The organism is Methylobacterium brachythecii (genome assembly GCF_014196345.1).
Classification (GTDB): Bacteria; Pseudomonadota; Alphaproteobacteria; order Rhizobiales; family Beijerinckiaceae; genus Methylobacterium; species Methylobacterium brachythecii.
Map to the genome: position 1 here is coordinate 16,535 of NZ_JACIDN010000004.1, position 24,036 is coordinate 40,570.

Genomic DNA, 24,036 nt, shown 5'->3' on the forward strand with positions numbered 1-24,036 from the left:
CCGGAGGCACACTCTCGCGACACCCGGATTGTTGATCCGTTAAGGTAAACGAAGCGTCAAACCCGAGGGTCGCGCCTGTCCCACTCCGATCAACCCAGGCGTGTCAGCGCGCGCTCGATCAAGGCCATGTCGTGGGCCGCGCGCGTGCCGAGCGCGGCGAGTTGCGTCGAGAACAGAGGCACTTCGGCAGGCCGCGCCGGCTCCGGCGCAGGCTTGCCCACGGGTTTCGGCTCGGAAGCCGCCGCGGGCTTCGGAAGCGCGCGGATCTCGCCGGTCTCGGCATCGACGCTGAGCGCGCGGCGGACGATGCGGCCATCCTGCAACACGATCTCCAGCTCGATCCGGACGATGCCGGTTCCGGCCGGTGGACGGCCCCAGAACCCGCCCAAGCCGTCGCCCTCGATCCAGTCCGGCGGCGGCCCGCCGTCGAGGCCGAGCAGCCGGACTTCCGCGACCGAGTCGAGGCGCGCGGCATGGCCGTGCAGGTTGATCGAGAGCGTGTCCGGACGCCGGATCGCCTCGACCATGAGATCGCTCGTGCCGAAGCCCAACTCGTCCGCCGCCAGGGAAACGCCGAGCGAGCGTCCGAGATAGGGGCGCGGCGAAAACCAGGTCGTGTCGTCGATCGGCATGCGCTCGAAGCGCTCCCAGGCCATCCGCGCGATGCGCTGGCCCTCTTCGAGCATGACCGGGTGATCGGGCAGGATCACGGTGCCGTTGAGATGGGCGACGCCATTCACCGCCGCGACCACCGCACCGTCGGCGAGGACGACGTCGCCGATCGAGTGGAGTGACTCGATGCCGGCCACCGCCGGGAGGATGATGCCCTCCGCCGCGAGCGACGAGGCAGGCGGCTGGACCGGCGGGGCGGCAGGGCGCTCCCCGGCCAAGAAGAGCGGCATCAATCCCGGCATGGGGACGGTCGGGGGCACCTGGATCGAGTTCGGCGTCACGTCGATCGCGACGGCGACGAGAGCGAGGCCGCCATGGCCATCGCTGACCTCGACAGTGAAGCGGTCGGAGCCGCTATAGCCGGCATAGGGCCGGTAGGCGTAGCTGCCGTCGGCCGCGAGGGTCAGGGTGCCGTTGGCAGGGCCTCCCGTCACGCGGAAGCTCAGGGGATCGCCGTCGCGGTCGCTGGCGACGATGCGGCCGGTCCCGACGGTGTTGGCCGGCACAGTCAGCGGGTCGGCGGTGGCGACTGGGGCGTCGTTCACCGCTCCGACCGTGAGGTGCACGGTCGCCGTGGCGCGGCCGCCATCGGAATCGACCAGCGCATAGGTGAACGAGTCCGCGCCGTGGAAATCGGCATCCGGCATGTAGGTGAAGGTGCCATCGGGATGCAGGTCGAGACGGCCATGGGCCGGGCCGGTCACCGGCTCGACGTGCAGCCTGTCACCGTCGGGGTCGTGGTCGTTGGCCAGCACGTTGCCGGTGAGCGGGGTGTCTTCCGCCGTCGTCAGGATATCGTCAACGGCGATCGGGGCGGGGTTCGCAACGGTGAGCGTGAACCGCGCCGTGGCCGAGGCGCCGGCGAGATCGGTGCCGGTGAGGGCTATCGTGTAGGTGCCGCCCGGAACGCGCGTCGAGGCATCGGAGGCGAGGGTGCCCGAGATCAGCCCCGTCGCCGGATCGAGCGAGAGGCCGGGCGGCAGCCCGGTGGCGCTGAAGCTGAGCCGGTCGCCCCGATCGATGTCGTGGAAGGCGTTTCCGGCCGGGATCGAGACAGTCTGAGCATCGTTCGCCGACCGGTCGGCGATGGCGGGCGAGGCCGGATCGACGACCGGCGCATCGTTCACCGGGGTGACGGTGACGGTCACCGAGGCCGTGGCGAAGCCGCCATTGCCATCGGTGATCGTGTAGAGGATGCGGTCGCTGCCGTTGAAGTCGCGACCCGGCACGTAATGCAGGGTGCCGTCGGGATTGATCGTCACCGTGCCATGCGCGGCGACGGCCGAGCCCGGCACCACGGAGAGCGGGTCGCCGTCGGGATCGTGGTCGTTGGCGGTGACGTCGATATCGACCGGCGTGTCCTCGGCCGTGGTGATGGCGTCGTCCGCCGCCGTCGGCGCCGGGTTGGTCACGGTCCAGGCGAGGTTGCGCGAGACCGCGAGGCCGCCCGGATCGGTGGCGGTGAAGGTCACGACATAGGTTCGGCTGCCGCTCGCGCCGGAAGCGGCATGGTCGATGATGCCGGTGATGGCGCCCGTCGCCGGATCGATGCTCAGGCCCGGCGGCAGTCCGGCCGCCGCATAGGTGAGCGGATCGCCGTCGGGATCGGTGATCAGGTTGCCGAGCGGGACGTTCACGCTCTGGCCGTCGACGCCGTTGCGGCTGGCGAGGGTGTCCGGCGCGGTCGGGCGCTGGTTCACCGCGGTCACGGTGACGGTCAGGATACCGGTGGCCCGGTCGCCGTTCGCGTTCTCGACCGTGTAGACGATGGTATCGCGACCGGAGAAGCCTGTGTCCGGCGTGTAGGTGAGGAGCCCCGTCGCGGGATCGACCGAGACGGTGCCGTGACCGGCGCTCGCCGCGCCGGGCGCGTCGACGAGATGCACGGCGGTCCCGCTCGGATCGACGTCGTTCGCCGTGACTGGGACGATGACCGGCGAGCCCGCCGGGGTGGTAGTGATATCGGGCGCAGGCTTCGGCGCGTCGTCGCTCACCGTCCAGGTGAAGCTGCGCGAGACGCTGGCCCCGGCCATGTCCGTCGCCGTGACGGTCACGGTATAATGGGAGACCGGCGCAGCATCGTTCGGCAGCGTGCCCGAGATCACCCCGGTGGCAGGGTCGATGGTGAGCCCCGGCGGCAGGCCCGTCGCCGCGAAGCTCAGATGGTCGCCGCTCGGCGCCTGCACCACCGAGGGGTCGGTATCCGGATCGTGGAAGCGGCTGGAGACGTCGTAGCTCACCGCGTCGCCGTCGCGGCCGTAGAGGTCGGGCAGCGTGCCCGCCTCCGGCGCGTCGTTCACCGAGGTAACGGTGACGATCACCGTGGCGGTGCTGACACCGCCATTCCCGTCGCCGATCGAATAGGTGATCGTGTCGCGGCCGTTGAAATGGGCGTCCGGCGTGTAGACGAGCTGCCCATTGACGACGCCGACCTGGCCGTGGCCGGCGCGCGGGGCCGAATCGCCGCTCGCGATGATGGCCAGGGGATCGCTGTCGGAACTGATGTCGTTGGCCAGCACGTCGATGACGACCGGAGTGCCTTCGGCGGTGGTCGCCACATCATCCAGAGCGGTCGGAGCCGGGTTGGTGACGCGGTAGATGACGTCGCGGGTCTCGGTCACGCCCTGCGGATCAGTCGCCGTCACCGTGATCCGGTAATCCGTCAGGCCGCCGGCACCCGAGGCCGCGTGGTCGATCGTACCGGAGACGATGCCCGTCGCCGGATCGATGGCGAGGCCCGGCGGCAGGCCGGTGGCGCCATAGGTCAGCGGCGTGTCGTCGGGATGCGGGAACAGGGGTGCTAGGGGCAGAGACACGCTCTCGCCGTCGCGTGCCGTGGCGTCGGTCGGCGCCAGCACCGGCGGGGTGAGGGTGCGCCCGGTGACGGTGACGATGAGAACCGCCTGGGAGACGCCGCCCTCGCCGTCGCTGAGCGTGTAGCCGATCTGCGTCGTGCGGATCTGCCCGGCGGCGAGATCGGCGAAGTCGTTGCCCGGATCGAAGCGATAACTGCCATCGGCGAGCACGGTGAAGCGTCCGCCGGCCGAGCCGGCGACGGGACGCCCGACATCGGCCGCCACGCCGTTGACGGCAGCGATCGAGAGCGGATCGCCGTCCGGATCGCGATCGGGACCGTTGCCGTTGTCGGCGAGCACCGAGCCGGTGGCCACGCTCGCCGCATCGGTGATCGCCTCGTCGTTGCGGGCGATCGGCGCCGGGTTCACCACCCGCCAGGTGAAAGCCCGGCTGGTGAGGCCGCCATGGCCGTCATCAGCCGTGATCGTCACCGTGTAGTCGCCGTGGATCCCGCCCTGCGAGGCGGAATGGTCGATCGTGCCGCCGACGCGGCCGGTGGCCGGATCGACGGTGAGGCCCGGCGGCAGGCCGGTCATGCTGAAGCTCAGCCTGTCGCCCTCGACGTCGCTGAAATAGCGGCCGAGATCGAGCCCGCCGATCACGGCACCGTCGAGCGAGCCGAGAGCGGGCAGAGTGCCGGCGCGCGGCGCATCGTTCACGGACAGGATGGTCAGCGCCAGCGTATCGGTGTCAGTCTTGGCCCCACCCGCGCCGGTATTGCCGTTGTCGTTGGTGAGGACGGTCAGGCTATCCGCGCCGTTGTAATCCGCCGCGGGCCGATAGGTGGTGCCGTCGAGCGCCGCGTTGATCGCGGCGAGCGTGCCGGTCAGCGTCACCGAGCCGGTCCCATCGTTGACGACGAGCAACCCGGCCGTCGAGCCGATGGTCAGCGTGCCGTGCCCGACGCTGAGCGTCGTGGTGAGGCTGCCATTGCCCGCATCGGGGTCGGTTATCGTGATCGCATTGTGATTGGCCGCCGAGAAGACGAGCGGCGTGTCCTCGTAGAGGCTTTGATCGGCCGGCATGCCGTTGACCGGCGCATCGTTGACGTCGCCGAAGGCGACCGTCGCCACGGCGGCGTTTGAGTCGAGCGCGCCGTCGTTGACGGTGACAGCGATGCTGCGCGTGACGGTCGAGGGGGTATGGCTGTCGGATGAGAACCGGACCTGCTGCAGGAACGCCTGATAGTCGGCCCTGGTGGCGCTTCCGGTCAGGGTCAGCGTGTAGGTACCGGCATCGAAGCTCGCTGTGATGCCGCTCGGCAAGCTGCCTGCGATCCCGAGGGTGTCGCCCACGCTGCCGTTGGTGATGACCAGCTTGGCCGAGGCCATGGTCGCGCTATCCACGTCGCTCACCGACACGTCGGCCGCGACGATCGCCACGCCCGGACCGCCTTCGCCGTAGCTCGTGGCGTAGCCGGTGCCGGGCGCCGAGGCCGTAAGGTCGAGAACGGGCGCGTCGTTGACCGGTCGAACGGTGACGGTCACCGTCGCGGTCTCGGTCGTGCCGCCCGAGGTCACCGTGTAGGTGAAGCTGTCGGTGCCGTTGAAATCGCCGGCCGGCGTGTAGGTCATCGTGCCGTCGGCCTGGAAGCTCACGCTGCCATGCGCGCCCTGCGTGACGGACGAGACATAGGCCGCCGGGCTCTCGAAATTGTCCGCCGAAGCCCCGTTCGTACCCGTCAGCGGGTTGAACGTGATCGCCGTATCCTCGTCCGTGGAGACGGAATCCGGGACGATGTCGGCCACCGGCGTGATACTGAGCGCGATGGTGCTGGAGGCTGTGGCGCCCTGCGCGTCCCGCGTCGTGAGCGCGATCTGGGCCGCGCCGTTCATGTCGGCATTCGGATCGAACCGCAGGCCTTCGAGGGCCGCGTTGATGTCGACGACCGTCCCGGAGAATTGCAGGATCCCGTCCCGCGTGCCGTCGCCCTGCAGGAAGGTCAGGCCGCTGGTCTGCGAGAGCGTCAGCACGCCCTGCACCGAGCTCAGCGTGACGGTTAGGCTCGCATCGTCCGGATCGGCGACGCTGATGCCGTTGCCGCCAGCCCCCGTGAAGACGATCGGCGTGTCCTCGTCGAGCACCTGCGTCGTCGCAGGCACGGTGTTGGAGGGCGGGTCGTTGACCGCGCGCACGGTGATGCCGAGCGTGTCGCTCGCCTGCTTCGCGCCGCCCGCGCCGGTATTGCCATTGTCGTCGGTGACGACAGAGAGCGTGTCGGCACCGTAGAAGTTCGACAGGCCCCGGTAGACCGTCCCGTTCAGGGCCGCGTTGACGTCGGCAATCGTACCGGTGAGCGTGACGGTGTCGCTGCCGTTGCCCGAGACCGTGACGTTGTTGGTCCCACCGAGGGTCAGCGTGCCGTGCTGGACGCTCAGCGTCGTGGTCAGGCTGCCGCCCCCGGCATCGACGTCCGAGACCGTGATGGCGTTGCCGTTGCCGGTCGAGAAGACGAGGTTCGTATCCTCGTCGACCGCCTGGGCGGACGGCAGCCCGTTGACCGGTGCGTCGTTCACCGGCGTGACGGTGATCGAGACCATGTCGGTGTCGCTCTTGGCGCCGCCAGAGCCGGTATTGCCGTTGTCGTTCGTGGTGACGGTGAGCGTATCCGGGCCGTTGTAATCGGCCGAGCCGCGGTAGCGCAGGCCATCCAGGGCAGCGTTGATCGCACTGATCGAGCCCTTGAGGACGACCGTTCCCGTGCCGTCGCCGGTGACCGATGTGAGGCCGGTGGTCGAGCCGAGCGTCAGGCTGCCGTGCTGGACACCGACCGTCGTGGTGACGTCGCTGCCGCCGGCATCCGGGTCGGCGATCGAGATCTGGTTCGCGTTGGCCGTCGAGAAGACGAGATCGGTATCTTCGGCCACGGTCTGGCCGACCGGCACGGTGTTCACCGGCGGATCGTTCACCGCCGTGAAGGTGATCGTGGCCGCAGCGGCGTTCGAGTCGAGCGACCCGTCGTTGACCGTCACGGCGATGGTGCGCGTGACCGTCGAGGGGTCCTGGCCGCTCGAGGTGTATCGGACCTGCTGAAGCGCCGTCTGGTAGTCGGCCTTGGTCGCCGAACCCGTCAGGGTCAGAGTGTAGGTGGACGGATCGTAGGCCGCGACGATGCCGCCGCGCAGGGCACCCGATACGCTCAGCGCGTCGCCCGCGCTGCCATTGGTGATCACGATCCGGGCCGAGGCCATGGTCGCGCTGTCGACGTCGGTGACCGACACGTCGGTATCGGCGATGGCGATGCCGGCACCACCCTCGGTATAGCTCGTGGCGTAGCCTGTGCCCGGCGCAGCGGCATCGAGATCCAGCACCGGCGCGTCGTTCACCGGAGTGACGGTGATCGAGACCATGTCGGTGTCGCTCTTGGCACCGCCCGTCCCGGTATTGCCGTTGTCGTTCGTCGTGATGGTGAGCGTATCGGGCCCGTTGTAATCCTGCGTGCCCTGGTAGCATGCCCCATCCAGGGCAGCGTTGATCGCGCTGAGCGAGCCGGTGAGGGTGACCGTTCCGGTGCCGTTGCCGCTGAACGACGACAACCCGCTCGTCGAGCCGAGCGTCACGTTGCCGTGCAGCACGCTGATCGTCGTCGTGAGGTTGCCGGTCTCGGCATCGGGATCGGCAATCGCAATGCGATTACCGTTCGCCGTCGAGAAGACAAGCGCGGTGTCCTCGGCCACGGTCTGGCCGCCCGGCACGGTGTTCACCGGCGGATCGTTCACGGTCGTGAAGGCGACGCTGGCGACTGCCGTGTTCGAGTCGAGCGCGCCGTCATTGACGCTCACCTGGATGGTCCGCGTGACCGTCGAGGGATCTTGGCTGGTCGACGCGTAGCGGATCTGCTGGAGCGCCGTCTGGTAGTCGGCCTTGGTCGCCGAGCCCGTCAGGGTCAGCGTGTAGGTCGAGGGATCGAAGGTGGCGGTGATGCCGGTCGGCAGCGTCCCGGAGATGCTGAGCACGTCTCCGGTGCTGCCGTTGACGATGATGGCCTTGGCGGAGGCCATGGTCGTGTTGTCGACGTCGCTCACCGAGACGTTGGTATTGACGATGGCGATGCCGGCGCCGCCCTCGGTGTAGCTCGTCGCATAGCCGGTGCCTGCCGCGGAGCCGTCGAGATCGAGCACCGGCGCGTCGTTCACCGGCGTCACGGTGATCGAGACCATGTCGGTATCGCTCTGCGGGCCGCCCGTGCCGGTATTGCCGTTGTCGTTGGTGGTGACGGTGAGCGTATCGTTGCCGTTGTAGTCGGCCGCAGGCGTGTAGGTGGTTCCGTTCAGGGCCGCGTTGATGGCGGTGACGGTACCGGTCAGAGTCACCGTGCCGGTGCCGTTTCCGGCGAACGAGGCCAGTCCGCTCGTCGAGCCGAGGCTGATGACACCGTGCAGCACGCTCAGTGTCGTCGTCAGGTTACCGCCCTCGGCATCGACGTCCGAGACCGTGATCGCCGTGCCGTTGGCCGAGGAGAAGACCAGGTTGGTATCCTCGTTGATCGTCCGAGCGGTCGGCACCGTGTTCACCGGGGGATCGTCGACGGCGATCACCTTCACGGTGGCGGTCGAGGACGTGCCTTGAACGCCATCGCTGGTGACGTGCGTCTTGACGACGCGATCGGTCGTGCTCGGATCGCTACTCGTGCTGTCGAAGGTGATCGCGCGCAACGCCGCCTGATAGGTCGCTGGGTCGGAATCGCCCGAGATCGTCACCGTGATCGTGCCCGAGCCCGTGGTCGTCGTGGCCGTCAGACCGCCCGGCAGCGTGCCGATGTTGAGCCGGTCGCCCGCCTGCGCATTCGTCAGGATGATCGTCGCGCTAGACACCGTAGCCGCCGTGTTGGTGACGAGCGGATCGGTGTCGGTGATCGCGACCGCGCTGCCCTTTTCCGTGTAGGTCGTCTTGTAGTCGTTGCCCGTGGCGCCGCTGGAATCGTCGGCGTCGAGATCGACTTTCGGCACCAGCTTGGTGACGGGATTGGTGATCGCCATCGATTGATGGCCGTCGTGCTGGAAGGCGGCGCCACCCGTGACGCTGTTGGCGGCGAGATCGTAGGTGACGACCCAGGACGTGACGCCGTTCCAGTTGAACTGCACGTTCGACTGGGAATCGGGCGAGGCTGACGGATTGGCGGTATTCTCGTTCTCCGTGCCGGAGACGCGCACCTTGTCGTTCGACGTATCGACCCTGAGATCCGTCGTGCTGGCCAGCGTGTAGGAGACGAGGCCGAACTGCGAGGGCGTCACGGTCTCGCGGGTGTTCGGCTGGCTGCCGATGCCGTCGATGTCGCCGATCCGGAAGTTGATGTCGGCCGAGACGGCCTGGCCGTCGCTGTGCCGGACCACTTCCCATTTGATTGTGATCTGCCCGGCATTGTTCACCGTGCCGTTGGCAGCCGACGTCGAGCGCACCAGGATGACCGCATTGTTGTTCGCGCTGGCGAACGACACCGTGTCGTCGCTCTCGCCACGGCCGATCACGGTGGCGCGGAGGTCCACGGCCACGCCGTCGGCGGTGCCGACGTTCTGCCAAAGGGCGGTCGAATTCACGACGCCGGTGCTGACGTCGTAATAGGTGAAGCCGTTGGCGGTACGCGTCGTGGTGATCGCGGTGCCGCTTGAATCCTTCACGGTCGGGTCGCCGTTGACAGTGATCGTGACGGGCGCCAGCAGGTGATGCCAGGCGTGCTGCGCGGCATCGCTGACGATAATGCCGGTCTCGATCGAGCCGTCATGGACCTCGAGGTCCCAGTCGCCCCCGAGCGCCGTGTCGCCGGTTGCATCGTCCGAAGCCGCGACGTCGGCGCCCGTCGCCTGCGCGAGCAATTCCGCTGCGCGGGCGCCGACCTCGCCGGCCGCGAAGTCGCAGCCATAGATCAGGATGTCGCCCGTGGCGGTGAGCGCATTGCCGATGATGGCGAGGTCGGCGGCATAGCGGCCCTGGATCGACTGGGCCGTCAGCTCGGCCGAGCCGAGATGCAGGTCACCGGCCGAGCCGTGCGAGAGAATGTGGATTGCGTCGATGTCGCTGCGCCCCTTGAGGGCGTCGGCGAGCCGGTCGAACCCGTCCGTACCGGCATCGATCAGGATGACCTCGGCCGAGGACGGTATGCCCGCGAGCAGGGTCTGCCAGTCGGCGACGCTCTTATCGATCACCACGATCTCGTGGCGCCCGTTCGCGGAGGCGGTCTCCGCATGCGGACCCGCAGCGACAGGCGCCGCGCTCGACTTGTCGGCAGCCTCGGCATGAGAGGTGTCGGCGGACTGTTCCGCCGTCTCGCCATGCGCCTGGGCAGCGGCGTCGGACTGCGTCTGAGCGGCCGATGCCGCGGCAGCGCCATCGAAGACGAAGCGCGGCTCCAGCGCGCGGATCGCCGGGGCCGGCATTCGTCCGATCGGAGCGCGCGGCTCCGGGCCCTTTCGCGATCCTTTGCTGAAGCGCTCGAACATCGACATTGCTCATTGTCGGCCGGAGCGCGGCGAGCGCACCCTCCGGTTGAGGCTAGGCGGGCATGGTTAAGGAAGGATGGGACGCGGCCTTAAAAGCCGCTCTCGCGCACCAGCACCGCGGCGATGTGCCGAAAGCTATGCGCGGCGAGACTCTCCCGTCGGCCGGACACGCTCACCACACCGCGAACCACCTCCGGCGTGCCGGACAAGCGCAGCTCGTCGTCGGGACGATTGAGGACCACCGCGTAGTGCGCCTCCACCGGCACCGGGCCGACGCCCTTCTCCTCGCGCACCGCCACCGGGCCGCCAAGCAACGAGGAGAGGGCGGGGATCTCGACCGTGGCGACGGCCGCATTCGAGACCGAGGTAAGGTTGACGGGAATCGAGCCGGTGGTGAGGTCGTCGGGCACGAAGCTGCCGATGGCGCCGGGATAGAGCCGCGCCATGGCATCTTCCGGCACGAGGCCGCGCACCTGGCGGCGCCCGTTCGAGACCAGCGTGCCGAGTTCCTCGCCGCGGCCGACCCAGCGGCCAGGCTGGAGGTCCGGCTCGATCTCGGCAACGATCCCGTCGAAGGGCGCGCGGATCACGAGCTCGTCGTGGCGTCGCTCCAGGCCCTGGACGGCCTCGCGCCGCGCGCCCTGCTCGCCGTCGAGCACGAGGCCGCCGGCACGGTCCTGCGCGTCGGCGGTACGTCGGTCGCGCTTCATCTCGACGAGGGCGAGGCGGATCCGGGCGGTATTCAATTCATGGTCGAGCCGCGGCGAGGACAACCGGATCAAGATCTGACCCGCGCTGACCGCGGCGCCCGGTTCGACCTCCACGGATTCGACACGGGCCGGGGCCACGGCGGTCAGCCGCTCGGTGCGCTCGGGCTCGGCGATGGCCGGGATCTCGACGCGGCCGGACAATGGCAGGAAGAGCAGCAGGATGCCGATGGCGAGCACCGCAGCCGTCAACCGAACCCGCCCATTCGCGGTTATCCGGTCGCGGTTGCCCCACCAGAACAGCACTTCGCGGACGATCGGCCCGATCACGAACACGCCGATCTCGACGGCGAAGAGCAGCAGTCCGAGCAGCTTGAACGCCATGGCGTAGACCATCACCGCGATCCCGGTGAACAGAACCAGCCGGTAGATCCAGACTGCGATGCCGTAGCCGATCACCGCCATCCGCTGGCGCGGGCTCCAGGCCTCGGGACAGGGGTCGCCCAGGCCAAACAGCGTCTCGCGCAGGGCCCAGCTCGTCAGAGCGAAGGCGCGCGGCTGCAGATTCGGCACCCCGAACAGGTCGGCGGCGATGTAGTAGCCGTCGAAGCGCATCAACGGGCTGAGATTGATCGCGACGCTCATCACCCAGCTCGTCGTCGCCAGGAAGAAGGCGATCGAGCGCGGCGTTCCCTCCGGCAGGAACGACCAGGCAAGTGTCGCCAGCGCCGCGACGGCAAGCTCCACGGCGACGCCCGCCGCATCGATCGCCACGCGCTTGCGACGGTCGGTGAGGCGCCATGCATCGGTGGTGTCGGTGTAAAGCACCGGCATCATCACCATGAAGGCGACGCCCATGCTCGGCACCCGGCAGCCGAAATGGGTGGCGACATAGGCGTGGCCGAGCTCGTGCAGCAGCTTCACGGCTACGAGCGCAGCGAGATAGCCGACCATGCCCTCGGGGGTCAGGAACTGCAGGAAGGTCGCCGAGAAGGCGTCCCATTGCTGCGCGGCGAGGTAGAGGCCGACGAGGCCAGCGAGCGCGATGGCGATCAGGCTGCGCCGGTCGGCAAAGCGCCGGGCCAAGGGCAGCGTCCGGTCGAGGAAGGCCTGAGGCCGCACGAGCGGGATGCGGATGAACAGGTAATTGTGCAGCAGCCAGGCGCCGATCCCGTGCTTGCGCGCCGCGACCTGCCGCGCGAGCCCTTGCCAGCCGCCGCGATGCGCGACGAGGCCATTGAGCTCGCAGAATCCCCGGAAGCTCGCGACCTCCGAGAGGGCAACGTCGCGACCGAGCGCATTTCCGGCCGCCACTGCGACATCGGCCGGTGCCGCACCCGCGCGCCAGGCACGCAAAAGCGCGAGTCCGGTGTCGTCGATCTCGAAATAGCGATGCGCAAGCGGGTCGTAGAGCAGCCAGGGCGCCGGACCGCCACCGCCTGGGACGCCGCCGCACTGGATCCGCAGATCCTCGCGGAGTGCCGTCAGCGGAAGTTCGCCGGGCGGCGAGTTCGGAATGGGGCTCACAGCCCCACCTTCTGGCGGAGGAACGTCAGCGGTTTGCGCAGCAGGTAGAAGCCGAAGGGCACCGTCGAGCCGTAGAGCTGCGCGGTGCCATGAGCGCCGAGCCGCGGCGCGTTGGATGAGGAAGACAGCCGCGCGACGACGCGGTGGGCCAGCACGCCGGCATCGGTCAGCCGCGGCACGGGCGTCACCTGCTCGACGCGCGCTTCGAGCGCGCTCAGCGGATCGGTGTCGAGGAAGACGCGCACGCGCGCATCCGGCTGCAGCGCGATGGCATCGGCCACCGGCAGGTCGACGCGCACTTCCACCGTCTTCGGATCGGCGATCTCGAGAATGCGCAGCCCGGCGGCCACGGGCTTTCCGTACCATTCCTTGCGATCGGCATAGACCGCCACGCCGGCACGCTCAGCGCGAACCTGGGTCTTGCCGAAGGTGTCGCGTGCGAAGTCGCGTTCGGCCGATTTCAGGGCGAGCTCCGCACGGGCCTGTCCGACGTCGCGCCGGGCGCGCTCGTCGACATAGGCGCCCTGCGTCACCGAGCGCAGACGCGCATCGGCTACCTGCACCTCGCGCTCGGCCACCGAGAGGGCGTTGCGTTGCGCGGTATCGACGTAGCGCAGCACGACGTCGCCGACCGCCACGGACGCGTTCGGCGCCACCGCGATCTCTTCGACGATGCCCTCGATCGGGGCGGCGACGACGAAGGGGTGCTCCGCCGTGATCGTGGCAGGCGCCAGCACGGTCATCGACACCGGAAAGCACAGAGCAAGCAGCGCAAGGCCCGCAATTCCGATTGCGGGCTTGCGGATGTCGCCGTCGAAGCGGGGCAATAGGGGAGGGCGCAGAGCCAGCATCGCATGGGCGCCGGTCTCGGCGAGGCGCGCGGCAAGGGCCGTCACCGCCTCTTCGAAGACGCGCTCACGCGTGAAGAGCAGTCCACCGATGACAGCACCGGCCCGGTCGCGCAGCGGCATCCACAGACCGCAGGCGAAGGGATAGCTGCGCGCCTCTTCGCCGCCCTGAGCGGTAAGGTCGAGGAGACGGGGCGTCGTGCGCTCGGTCTCGGGAATGGCGGCGATGGTCGCCTCGATGAAGGCGATCAGCGGCGCGTTGCGCTCGACCTGCACCGTGCCCGAGACGCGCTCGACGATCAGGCCGCCGATACGGTCCTGCTTCAGGAGGAAGCCCTGGCGGGCCTGGACCAGCTTGGCGCTCTCGTTGACGAGGGCCAGGCCGAGAGCGTCGCGGTCCGGAGCCTGCCGGAAGGCCGCTTCGACCCCGAGAAGCTGGCGCAGGCCTGCGCTGGCATCTTCGACGGGTGCGGGCTTCTGGATCGGCATCCGCGCCAGCATCTCGCCGGCCGGATCGACCAGGAGGCGGCGGCGCGGCGGGGCGCTCGGCTGCGGCGCAGCCATGTCAGCTGCCCGGGCGCTCAAACAGGGCGTCGAGGCTCATGCCGGGGAGCACCGCCGAGGTATCGCCGGCCGCGAAGCCGGCCGTGATCTTGATGGTCTGCGAGACCGGGTCGACGGCGGCGGCCGTGCGGATCACCTTCGCCGCATAGGCCTTGCCGGTCTCGTCGACCTTGACCTGGAGAGGTGTGCCGGATTTCAGCCAGACCAGCCATGCCGAGGGGACGATGAGGTCGATTTCCACCGTGCCGGCATCGACAATGCGCAGGAGCGGCTGGCCCGTGGCGGGCATCTCGAACTCGCGCGCCCGCAGCTCGGCGACGCGGCCGGAGAACGGCGCGACGATCTTGCAGTCGCGCACACGGAAGCTCAGGGCCTCCGCCGCCGCATGAGCCTTGTCCCATTTCGCCTTGGCGGCCTGGACCTCGATCTTGCCGATGGCGTGGCGCCGATCGAGCTGCTGGGCGTTGTCGAGGGCGATGCGGTTGACCGCATCCTCGGCCACGGCGGCACGCATCTCGGCCTCGGGCTTATCGCAGTCAAAGGCAACGAGGGTATCCCCGGCCTTGAACGACTCGCCCTCGCGGAAGGGCAGCTTCATGATCCGCGCGTTCAGGTCGGTGGCAATGCTCGCATCGCGCACCGCGCGCACGACGCCGCGCACCGGTGGGTCCGATTGAGCGAGCGCAGGCAATGCCACGAGGGACACCAAAACGGCCGTTGCCAGACGCACGATAACCCCTCACGCAGACACGAACCGCGCCTTCGTTTGTGGTCGATTAGGGTTAAAGATTCGTGCGACCAGCCCGGTTGGACCGTCCGACAACGCTGCAATTTGGAGCCGGCGCATTCAGCCCCTGATGTCGTTCGAGTTCGCAGCACATCCGCCACTTGGCGAAGCGCTGGCGGAAGGGGTGGGAGAAGCTACATCACCAGCCACCGCATTGATTTCATTCAGTAAAATGATCTCGTCAGGCGTCGTCGGTGTAGCAGTGCAGTGTGGCAATCTCAAGCCCGCAGTCGCCGGTAGCCCCTGAGGTTTTTGGGGCAAAAATCTGAGACGGCTTTCTTAAGGAGCGGAGCCTGAAACTCCCCCGTGCCGGGACCCCGTTCCGATTTGCGAGGCAGGTCACGGCAAGCCGTGGAAGATCAGATGGAATCGCGAAGCGGGCTACCGACGCAGGAACGGATCGAGGTTGCCCATCAGGGAGCTCGCGGATGGATCGGTCCTGCAGACCGGATGCCGGAAGCTGAGGTCGCGTTGCGGCTCGCCGAATACCTCTCGGAACGTCCCGGCTTCGGCGGGCATGTCGCAGTGGCCATTGACGGAGCGTCAGTTCGAGTGGCCGGCGTGGAGGTATTCGACATCGTAAGCTATTTGGCCCGCGCCGGCTGGACACGAGCGGCGGCTGGCGTGGCTGGCAAGAATGTCTGGGCCGCTGACTACCAGCGCGGGAACGCCACGTTGCGGGTTCACTCTCGATCGGGCCGAGGGGACGTCGAGACCACGGTGAGCGGTCGGCGCATTATCGCCGAGTGCAAGAAGGGGCCTCTCATCAAGAAGCCCGGCAGTCCCGAGTATCCGCTGCTCACTGCCGCCATCGGACAGGCACTGCTCTTCGACGCCGCCGATGCTGACCTTTTGATTGCGGCAGTCCCCGATACCCCGAGCTTCCAGCGGATCGCCGAGGCATGGCGTGCTCGACCTCGATTGCGAGCCAGTGGCATCGAGATCGCACTTGTGTCGCGCTCAGGCTCTGTGCTCGGCTTGTCGGTGTAGCGCTTGGGAAGGAGAAGATTGCCCATTGAAGCATCATCTCCAAAGACCACTGCCTCGCCGAGTTCGATTTTCGTTATAATGACCGGGTTTGGCTCGGCGTGGATGACGATGCCCGCGCCGACCATCTAGCCGCCGTGCTGTTGGCAAACACCTAACCTATCAAACGATTGTTCGGCAGGCATGAGAGCCGGAGGCGCCGACCGACCCGACCGTTTTGATAGCGCGGGGATGCAAACCCCGGCGCAATGCGTTAAATCTGTGGATGGGATCTCAATCCCTTTGTGTGGTCTTCTTCAAGCGGCTTTGCTGTTTGGAGCAAGGCCTTTTTGAGTCGCTTGAAGCGGCAAAACAGGCAAAGAATGGCGCTGACGTGGCACGAACATCTTGGACGAAACGTCCCTGACTATAGGCTTGTGAAAGCCAAGGTCGACGACGCTTTGCGCCAAAACTATGTGAGCAATCCACCCGTGCCAGTGCGGGATATGGCCATTAACTACGGGGTAGATGTTTTCTTTGGTGATTTTGGCGACGCAGGAAAGACCGTATCCGGATTTCTTGATCTTCAAGATAACTGTATTTTTGTTAATAAAGACGAGTCGCCGGCCCGACAGAACTTCACTATTGCCCATGAGTTAGGTCATTTTTTGCTTCACGCCGATCTATTGAGAAACCATCCAAATCAATACAGCGTATTGTATCGAGCGCCGATTGGTGCCGCGAAAGATCCTCTTGAGCAAGAGGCAAATGCTTTTGCTGCCCACATACTGGTCCCGCGATCGTTTTTGGATCGCTATTATAAGATAGCGTCACGGCAGGAGTTGGCACGTCTGTTCAATGTTTCTGAAGATGTAATTGGGTATCGTATGGCGTATGAATATAAATCCGCCGCCTGACTTCAGCGTTGCTGCACTAAAAGCTACGATACGACCTACCGCATCTCGTGTTGCACCTTCCGAGTACGACTCAGCGCAAATAAAAGCTCAATCTGAGTTTGTTGAGTTGCAAGGGCGCGGACAATTTTTCCTTCTGCGCGGGAAATGGTCTTGGTGTCTTGTTGCATGGATATCTCTAATATTACTTTTTCAAGCCGCGCTCACTGTTCTAGTGGGATGCGGCGTGCTTAATTTCAGCGATTACAAGTGGTTCCTTACTCTGGTTATCGGGCAAAGCTTCCTGCAGATCGTTGGAATGGGGGTTATTATTGTAAAGTTTCTCTATGCTCACCCTAGTGGAGGGAATAAATGAACGTCAACGAAACGTCGGGCAAGCCTACGCAGGGTGGACTTTACTAACACTTGGTAGGCATCCCCCGGCTCTTCGATCTGCGCCTTCCTATCACTATCTTTGGTTCGGCCCCGTTACCGTTTGCTTTATCGCATTATGCCGAAGCCGGTGACTATGGCGTCGTAGGTTAAGAGGCACAGGTCTTCTGTTACGTCCTGTGCTTCGTGTCGAACCCGTACGGTAGGTCCGCTCCGCTTTCAAACCGCCTCGTTCAGCAAGATCACGGGGCGAGTCTGCTCCTACCGGGAGCCGTCGAGGCGTATGATTTGGTCATACTTGATCCTCGACACGGGCTGTATGGCGGCGAACCCCGAAGCGCTTGCAGTGATCGTAGGCGCCTTCCAATCCGCCGAGAACCAGACACGTAGGCCGCCCAGCCCAGCCGCCAGGGCCCGCATGAAGGCGGCCTCAAAAGCCGCAGCGCCGGATTCGTCTCCCCAAATGCGAACGCTCAGGCATGGAAACCCGGTCTTCTCGTCCCCGTAGGCTCCCGTGTAGGCTAGCCCGAGGGTTTGGGTGTCTCCGTGCTGGGAACCGTACGGATGCGGCTGGGTGTCGAACCGCAGATCGACGGGCACCTCGCTCAGCGGGTGTTCCGGCAGCCGGTCAAGTGTCCCGCGATACTCGACGTCGTGATGCATCTGGCGGTTTGCATGAATCCACTCACCGCTCTCTTTGACCGCCCGGATGACAACCGTCGCGTCAAAGCGCGACCCCGAACCCGAGGCGTCGTCCCATAGCTCTGGCGTCCACCTCGTCAGTACCTTGGCTGGCCCCGGGGTCTTTTTTCCGAACCAGGCCATCGCACCCCCCTGCAGAACGCACACGATGGCAGCGCCGCCGCCTTTTGTCTTGCGTATCGCCGGGTATAGATAAGCGAGACGGCTGCGTGAGACACTGGCGCTTCGATGAATGTGTCTCATTAGGGTATCTTGACGTTTCTCGGGACAGGCGTCATAGGAGGTCTAGACCCTATCAAGACATTAGAGCAGCTATGACCACCTTCGGTTACGCCCGCGTGAGCACCGCCGACCAAGACCTGACGATCCAGCGGGAGGCACTGCGGAAGGCAGGTTGCGTCACCGTCCGGGAGGAGAAGCGGACCGGGACGACGCGAGAGGGGCGGACCGAACTCGACACGCTGATGGAGTTCCTTCGCGAGGGGGACACGCTCATGGTCACCCGCATCGATCGCTTGGCCCGCTCCATCGGGGACCTTCAGGACATCGTGCGGACGCTGCGGGCGAAAGGCGTAGCGCTTAAGGCGACGGAACAGCCTATCGACACCGCGACGGCAGCGGGCAAGGCGTTCCTCGACATGCTGGGGGTATTCGCCGAGTTCGAAACGAACTTGCGGCGTGAGCGGCAGATGGAGGGGATCGCAAAGGCAAAGGCCGAAGGCGTCTACAAGGGACGCAAGGCGAGTATTGACGTCGCGAAGGTGCGCGAGCTTTACGGGCAAGGCATGGGCGGGACAGCTATCGCCAAGGCACTCGGGATAGGTCGCGCGAGCGTCTACCGAATCATCGGAGGCGAAACCGCGACGGTGTGACGAGCCTCGCGGACGCCCTCAATGAACGCGGCGTTACCACCCGCCGGGGGCGAATTGGTTGCCGTGAGCGTCACTGAAGCTTCCGTTTCTCAAACGCGGCCACGTCCTACGACGTCAGCTTGAACCACTCCCCATTGGCTCGGCGTTCCACGAACTGCCGATGCTGGTAAGACTCGATACCGGGTGGATCGTCGCCCGGCGGATCGGTGCAGTGACTGCACCCGGCAGAAACGCCAGCCTGTTCCCCTACGATAACCGCTGGATGCGCCACTGGTGGGACCGCGCCCGGAACCAACTCGGGTTCGCCAACGACGAGCACTTCGTCCCGTACATTTGCCGGCACACGTGCGCCTCCCGGCTCGTCCAGTGCGGCGTCCCGATCAACGTCGTGAAGGAGTGGATGGGCCACAAGTCGATCAAGATGACGATGCGCTACACGCACCTCGCCCCGTCCAACCTGATGGCGGCAGCGGCGGCCCTAGAGGACGCCTGAAGTAACCCCCCGAACCAACCCAAGGGCCTCGCATCGTGCGGGGCCTTTTCGTTTCCGCAGCAGGAGCGCCAATGCAGCACGCCCTATCGACCTTCGACTTCAACACCCACACGATCCGCGCCGTGACGATGGACGGGGACCCCTGGTTCCTCGCGGCGGACGTGTGTCGGGTCCTCGCCATGCCGCTCGACAAGGGCGTGGGGAAATACCTCGGGAACCTGTCGGCCGACGAGAAGCGGCCGGTTACCCCCGGCCAGATCGGGGGGAAAAGTATGAGCCGAACCTCACTCATCTCCGAGACCGGCCTCTACAAGCTGATCCTCCGGTCCGACAAACCCGAGGCCCGCCCGTTTCAGGACTGGGTCACGAAGGTGGTCCTGCCGGCGATACGGAAGCACGGCGGCTACGTGGCGGGCGAGAAGACGCTCGGTCGGCCGGGCGGGATGGACGAGGAGGAGCTTGTCGAGCACCCTTCGCATCCTGAACCGCAAGCTCGCACGACGATGGAGCCGGAGTTGCAAGCGCTACAGGTGCAGTGACTGCACCGACTCTGGGACGACGACGCGACACGCGCGGCGGTTCACTAAAGGGCCGCCAGAGCCGATTAGGTTCCACCACCAATCGCAGGACCGCCGACAACGTTCGCGAGCGACCTACAGGTGCAGTCACTGCACCGAGGATAAACTCAGCGGTGCCCTGCCGATTAGGTTCCACCTCTAGGAAGAGATCAGAAAGGTTCTCTAGACAGATTGAAAGGGCGTTACCTACATTTACATACTTCTACTAATACCCTTTAGAAATTACCCTGCAAGGTTATCATCAAGCCATACCCGAAGCCTCCCTTCAACGTGATGTCTTCGGCAGTGCTGCCATTGCGGCCTGCCCTGTGGTCTGTTCGCGAAGATATCTTCGCCGCCGTCTCACCCCCTGTTTCAACTTCAGAGGTACAGTTCTACATGACCCTCTTCATCCGTCGGCCGCCGGAGCGCAGCTTCGACCGGGACGGCAAGCCCATCGTCTGCGTTCCTTTGGCGAACTCCGATGCAGTCGCCCGTATCTTCCCGAAGGACTACGAACGTCTGCTCGCCGAGGGCCGTTCAGGTAACTGGACGCTCAACTGCGGACACGTGAAGGCGCCCGACTGGCGCACCGGACCGAAGCGTGTCGCCCGGTTGGTCGCCGGCCCAAAGGGCGATGTCCGGGTCCGTCACCGCGACCGGGACCCTTTGAACCTCCGGTCGGACAACCTCGAAGCCGTCCCCTTCGTCCGCCGCAAGGCCACGCCCCGCGCCATCATGTGAAATACCGCGATCCTCGGCGGATTTCCTGAAGCTCGCCCCTCGGCTGCCACCACTCACCGCCCGCACGATTTGTCGCGAGAAATTCCGCCGCTTTCCAGCGGTTTCGGGAGGCAGCGACGAGCGGGCTTTCCTCTCCCTCCACCCATCGAAAGGACCCTCATGACCACCTTGGCCGCTGGCCTCGAAATTGACTCGACAGAAGGCGTGCCCGTTGGACGCCTGCCGAAATCCATGACCCTCGGAGAACTCGCCGCACTCGGGCACGAACCCCAGCCGGTCGCAAAAGCCATTCGGGCGAAGTGCATCGACTGTTCCGGCGGCAAGGTCAGCGAAGTCCGCCGATGCGTCGCGACCACGTGCCCGCTATGGCCGCTGCGAATGGGCACCAACCCGTTCCACGGGAGTGCGGCACAAGCGGCGAAATCTCCCGAAGATCGGCAGGTTTTGGAAGCCGCTTAGTCCGACCGAACACTCGCAGGCAGGCGGCACATTCTCACTGTCGGCATGTCCCCAACGTCTGTAGGTTGCGCCGCCATGGGGATGGACGACAGAGCAGGACGCTTGGCCGGAAGTGATCCGGTCGAAGCGTTCATCGGACGCTGGCAGGGGCGCGAGGGAGGCCAGGAACGGGCTAACTACGCCTTGTTCCTCGCCGAGCTTTGCGACGTTCTCAGCGTGCCTCGGCCCGACCCCGCAGGAGCCACGACGGAGGCCAACGATTACGTCTTCGAGCGTGTCGTGCGGGAGCCAGTGGGTGACGGCACCTACACTAACCGACGCATCGACCTTTACCGCCGCGGCGCTTTCATCCTCGAAGCCAAGCAGTCCCGACAGAAGGGAGGCTCGAAGGAGGTCGTCGGCGCGGCATCGGTGAAGGAGCCGACGCCACGCGGACGGCGGGGCGCAGATCGGGCTTGGGACGTGCTGATGCACAACGCCCGGCTTCAGGCCGAAGGCTACGCCCGGTCACTACCGAACGATCACGCATGGCCGCCCTTCATCCTCATCTGCGACGTCGGCAACGTCATCGAAGCCTTCGCGGATTTTTCTGGCCAGGGCCGGAACTACAGCCAATTTCCCGACCGACAGAGCTTCCGGGTCTACCTCGAAGACCTGCGGCAGTCCGCCGTGCGCGACAGGCTGCGGGCGATCTGGTCCGATCCCCTGTCGCTGGACCCGGCACGACAGAGCGCGAAAGTCACACGCGGGGTCGCGGAACGGCTGGCGACCGTATCCCGCGCCCTCGAAGGCAAGCACGATCCGCAGGAAGTCGCGCACTTCCTCATGCGTTGCCTCTTCACGATGTTTGCGGAGGATGTTGAGCTTCTGCCGCAACACTCCTTCCGGGACCTGCTTGCCCGCTGTGAGAAGGACCCGGCGAAGCTTCAGCCGCTCTTGGGCCAACTTTGGGAGGCGATGGACACTGGCGATTTCGCCTACGGAATCGAGGCCAAGGTCCGACGCTTCAACGGCGAGTTCTTCAAGAGCCGCGCTGTCTTGCCGCTATCGGCCGAGCAAATCGCCGAGCTACGCAGAGCGGCGGAAGCGAACTGGCGGGAGGTCGAGCCGGCCATCTTCGGGACCTTGCTGGAACAGGCGCTGTCGAAGCGCGAACGGGCCAAGCTCGGCGCTCACTATACGCCCCGCGCCTATGTCGAGCGGCTCGTCGTCGCCACCGTCATCGAACCGCTGCGGGCAGATTGGACCACCACGCTCTCAACAGCGGAACGCCAGAAGGCCGAGGGCCGGGGCAAGGACGCAGTTGCGACCGTCCGCGCCTTCCACGAACGCCTACTCAAGACCCGAGTTCTCGATCCCGCGTGCGGCACCGGCAACTTCCTCTACGTGGCCCTGGAGTTGGTGAAGCGTCTCGAAGGCGAAGTGCTTGAAGCCTTGGCCGACCTAGGAGGCCAGGAGGCGATCTCCGGGCTTGAGGGCACAAGCGTCGACCCGCACCAGTTCCTCGGCTTGGAACTCAACCCGCGTGCCGCCGCGATTGCCGAACTAGTCCTCTGGATTGGCCACCTTCAGTGGCACTTCCGGACCAAAGGCAGCGCCCCGTCCGAGCCCATCCTAAGGGCCTTCCGCAACATCCGAGGCGGCTTCGATGCGGTTCTCGCCAGCGAGACCGTGCGGGCGCGAGATGATGGCGGCAAGCCGATCACGCGGTTAGGTCCGAACGGTGAAGCCGAACCCGTCTACGTTCATCGCAACCCGAGACGACCGGAATGGCCCGCGGCCGAGTTCATCGTTGGCAATCCGCCCTTCATCGGCGGCAAGGACTTGAGGGCCAACCTCGGCGACGCCTACACCACGGCCCTATGGGCGGCGCATCCGCAGATGAACAAGAGCGCCGATTTCGTCATGTACTGGTGGGACCGTGCGGCTGAGTTGCTGACACGGAAGGGGACGGTGCTGCTTCGGTTCGGTTTCGTCACGACGAACAGCATCAGTCAGGTCCTTCAACGCCGTGTAATGGAACGTCACCTTTCGGCGAAACAGCCGGTGTCGCTCGTCATGGCCGTTGCAGATCACCCTTGGACCAAGGCGACACGCGACGCGGCTGCGGTGCGCATCGCCATGTCCGTTGCGGTGGCAGGTAGCGCCGAGGGGACGCTGCACGAAGTCGTCGAAGAGCGAGACCTCGACACGGACCAGCCAATTGTCGAGCTTGATGCGCGGACGGGAACGGTCAATTCGGATCTTACGGTTGGCGTCAATCTATCTACAGCACAACCCCTCAGGGCCAACGAGGGCCTTTCCTCTCGCGGGATGTCGCTTCACGGGGCAGGTTTCATCGTAATGCCTGAGAAGGCGCGAGAACTTGGCCTCGGTCACCGCTCTGGACTTGAGAGACACATTCGCCCCTACCGAAACGGTCGTGACCTTACATCTGTGCCAAGGGGCGCGATGGTGGTGGACCTCTTCGGGCTGACAGCGTCGGAAGTGCGAACGCGATTTCCCGAAGTCTACCAGCACGTTCTCACTGCAGTCAGGTCCGAACGTGAGAAGCAATACGCTAAGTCGCCGACGAAGGATGCCGCTGGATACGCTCAGTTATGGTGGATATTTGGCAAGCCGCGACAGGAACTGAGGTCAGCCTTGAGCGATGTTCAAAAATATATCGTCACTGTCGAAACAGCAAAGCATCGCATATTTCAATTCATTGATATCAACATCATCCCCGATAATATGCTTGTTGCGATCGCTAGCGACGACGCTTACCACTTAGGCATTCTATCTTCTAAAGCTCATTGTATATGGTCGAATGAGAGCGGCGGAACACTGGAGGACCGGCCCCGTTACTCGAAATCGCGATGCTTTGATCCTTTTCCTTTTCCTCAAGCTGAACCAAACTTGACTGGCGCAATTAGGCGAACAGCAGAGCTTCTAGACGCACACCGTAAGGAGCGCCAAGCCGCGAAGCCATCGATCACGCTCACGGATACCTACAACGTGCTGGCACTGATCCGAGCCGGTATCGCGCCTACGGCCTTATCCGACCGGGACCGCTTAATCTTCGACGGGGCACTCGTCGCCGTCCTGAAAGACCTTCATGACGAACTGGATGCTGCCGTTGCTGATGCCTACGGATGGCCAACTGACCTTACGGACGACGCAATCCTTGGCCGCCTCGTCGCGCTCAACAAGAAACGCGCTGCGGAAGAGGCGCGCGGACAGGTCCGTTGGCTACGGCCGGGATATCAAGTGCCGCATCTCGGCACGCCTGAGCAGAAGACGGAGCTTCAGTTGGAAGCCGATTTCGGGATCGTCACCTCGAAAGCCAGGAAGGTGGCATTTCCAGCCGACGACACGGCACAGACGGCCGCTGTCGTGGCTACCCTTTCGACCGCTTCAGGCCCGATGAAAACCGCCGAAATCGCCTCGGTTTTCAAGCGCGGGAAGAATGTGGACCAACGCCTTCAGGCTGTGCTCGCCGCCCTCACGCGCTTCGGGATCGTGACGACGCAGGATGGCGGGCAATCGTTCACGATGCGTCGCGTGGCTTGAGCCGGCC

The 24,036-nt window shown here is 65.6% G+C and carries 13 protein-coding genes and 1 pseudogene; 9 read left to right on the forward strand and 5 right to left on the reverse strand.

Annotated features, from left to right (window positions below; genetic code table 11):
- Positions 1–89: 89 nt before the first annotated feature.
- The 4 genes from GGR33_RS11360 to GGR33_RS11375 all read right to left on the reverse strand — a co-directional run bounded on the left by GGR33_RS11360 (position 90) and on the right by GGR33_RS11375 (position 14,308).
- Complete coding sequence (locus tag GGR33_RS11360; RefSeq protein ID WP_183505180.1) at positions 90–9,902, reverse strand: tandem-95 repeat protein; 9,813 nt, start codon at positions 9,900–9,902, stop codon at positions 90–92.
- Positions 9,903–10,054: 152 nt separating this feature from the next.
- Entirely contained in the window at positions 10,055–12,199 is a 2,145-nt protein-coding gene (locus GGR33_RS26410; RefSeq protein ID WP_183505182.1) for a site-2 protease family protein, read from the reverse strand.
- Complete coding sequence (locus tag GGR33_RS11370) at positions 12,196–13,611, reverse strand: efflux RND transporter periplasmic adaptor subunit (RefSeq protein WP_183505184.1); 1,416 nt, start codon at positions 13,609–13,611, stop codon at positions 12,196–12,198. The genes GGR33_RS26410 and GGR33_RS11370 overlap by 4 nt, the downstream gene beginning before the upstream one ends.
- Position 13,612: 1 nt before the next feature.
- Positions 13,613–14,308, reverse strand: a complete 696-nt coding sequence (locus GGR33_RS11375) for an efflux RND transporter periplasmic adaptor subunit (protein WP_183505186.1) — start codon at positions 14,306–14,308, stop codon at positions 13,613–13,615.
- 441 nt (positions 14,309–14,749) lie between these two features.
- Here GGR33_RS11375 and GGR33_RS11380 point away from each other — a divergent pair, with 441 nt between their 5' ends.
- From GGR33_RS11380 to GGR33_RS11385, 3 genes and pseudogenes are all read left to right on the forward strand, one after another.
- Positions 14,750–15,388: a hypothetical protein gene (locus GGR33_RS11380; protein WP_210301981.1), complete on the forward strand. Its 639-nt coding sequence runs from the start codon at positions 14,750–14,752 to the stop codon at positions 15,386–15,388.
- 53 nt (positions 15,389–15,441) lie between these two features.
- Positions 15,442–15,572: pseudogene (locus GGR33_RS26540) on the forward strand (IS1595 family transposase); the annotation flags it as partial.
- A 175-nt stretch (positions 15,573–15,747) separates the two neighbouring features.
- The gene (locus GGR33_RS11385; protein ID WP_183505188.1) at positions 15,748–16,281 is read left to right on the forward strand and encodes an ImmA/IrrE family metallo-endopeptidase; all 534 of its coding nucleotides are present in this window, start codon (positions 15,748–15,750) and stop codon (positions 16,279–16,281) included.
- Positions 16,282–16,911: 630 nt separating this feature from the next.
- On the opposite strand, the gene GGR33_RS11390 is transcribed toward GGR33_RS11385, so the two are convergent.
- A complete protein-coding gene (locus GGR33_RS11390) occupies positions 16,912–17,475 on the reverse strand; it encodes a hypothetical protein (RefSeq protein ID WP_183505190.1) in 564 nt (187 codons plus the stop codon).
- Between the two features lie 191 nt (positions 17,476–17,666).
- Between GGR33_RS11390 and GGR33_RS11395 the strand changes: the two genes are divergently transcribed.
- The 6 genes from GGR33_RS11395 (at position 17,667) to GGR33_RS11420 (ending at position 24,029) form a co-directional block, all read left to right on the forward strand.
- Positions 17,667–18,224 (forward strand): recombinase family protein, encoded by a 558-nt coding sequence (locus GGR33_RS11395; RefSeq protein WP_183505192.1) that lies wholly within the window; start codon positions 17,667–17,669, stop codon positions 18,222–18,224.
- Positions 18,225–18,384: 160 nt separating this feature from the next.
- Positions 18,385–18,717, forward strand: a complete 333-nt coding sequence (locus tag GGR33_RS11400; protein ID WP_183505194.1) for a tyrosine-type recombinase/integrase — start codon at positions 18,385–18,387, stop codon at positions 18,715–18,717.
- A gap of 71 nt (positions 18,718–18,788) precedes the next feature.
- Positions 18,789–19,256, forward strand: a complete 468-nt coding sequence (locus GGR33_RS11405) for a BRO-N domain-containing protein (RefSeq protein ID WP_183505196.1) — start codon at positions 18,789–18,791, stop codon at positions 19,254–19,256.
- Between the two features lie 417 nt (positions 19,257–19,673).
- Entirely contained in the window at positions 19,674–20,018 is a 345-nt protein-coding gene (locus GGR33_RS11410; protein ID WP_183505198.1) for a hypothetical protein, read from the forward strand.
- Between the two features lie 159 nt (positions 20,019–20,177).
- Complete coding sequence (locus GGR33_RS11415; protein WP_183505200.1) at positions 20,178–20,477, forward strand: hypothetical protein; 300 nt, start codon at positions 20,178–20,180, stop codon at positions 20,475–20,477.
- A gap of 81 nt (positions 20,478–20,558) precedes the next feature.
- Entirely contained in the window at positions 20,559–24,029 is a 3,471-nt protein-coding gene (locus GGR33_RS11420) for a class I SAM-dependent DNA methyltransferase (protein ID WP_183505980.1), read from the forward strand.
- Positions 24,030–24,036: the final 7 nt, after the last annotated feature.

What these genes read in the sequence shown, in the direction of transcription:
- GGR33_RS11410 (WP_183505198.1), top strand. Translation starts at nt 19,674, where the DNA reads ATGACCCTCTTCATCCGTCGGCCGCCGGAGCGCAGCTTCGACCGGGAC.
- GGR33_RS11400 (WP_183505194.1), top strand. Translation starts at nt 18,385, where the DNA reads ATGCTGGTAAGACTCGATACCGGGTGGATCGTCGCCCGGCGGATCGGT.
- GGR33_RS11420 (WP_183505980.1), top strand. Translation starts at nt 20,559, where the DNA reads ATGGACGACAGAGCAGGACGCTTGGCCGGAAGTGATCCGGTCGAAGCG.
- GGR33_RS11370 (WP_183505184.1), bottom strand. Translation starts at nt 13,611, where the DNA reads ATGGCTGCGCCGCAGCCGAGCGCCCCGCCGCGCCGCCGCCTCCTGGTC.
- GGR33_RS11405 (WP_183505196.1), top strand. Translation starts at nt 18,789, where the DNA reads ATGCAGCACGCCCTATCGACCTTCGACTTCAACACCCACACGATCCGC.
- GGR33_RS11385 (WP_183505188.1), top strand. Translation starts at nt 15,748, where the DNA reads ATGGCGCTGACGTGGCACGAACATCTTGGACGAAACGTCCCTGACTAT.
- GGR33_RS11390 (WP_183505190.1), bottom strand. Translation starts at nt 17,475, where the DNA reads ATGGCCTGGTTCGGAAAAAAGACCCCGGGGCCAGCCAAGGTACTGACG.
- GGR33_RS11360 (WP_183505180.1), bottom strand. Translation starts at nt 9,902, where the DNA reads ATGCCGGCCCCGGCGATCCGCGCGCTGGAGCCGCGCTTCGTCTTCGAT.
- GGR33_RS11395 (WP_183505192.1), top strand. Translation starts at nt 17,667, where the DNA reads ATGACCACCTTCGGTTACGCCCGCGTGAGCACCGCCGACCAAGACCTG.
- GGR33_RS11415 (WP_183505200.1), top strand. Translation starts at nt 20,178, where the DNA reads ATGACCACCTTGGCCGCTGGCCTCGAAATTGACTCGACAGAAGGCGTG.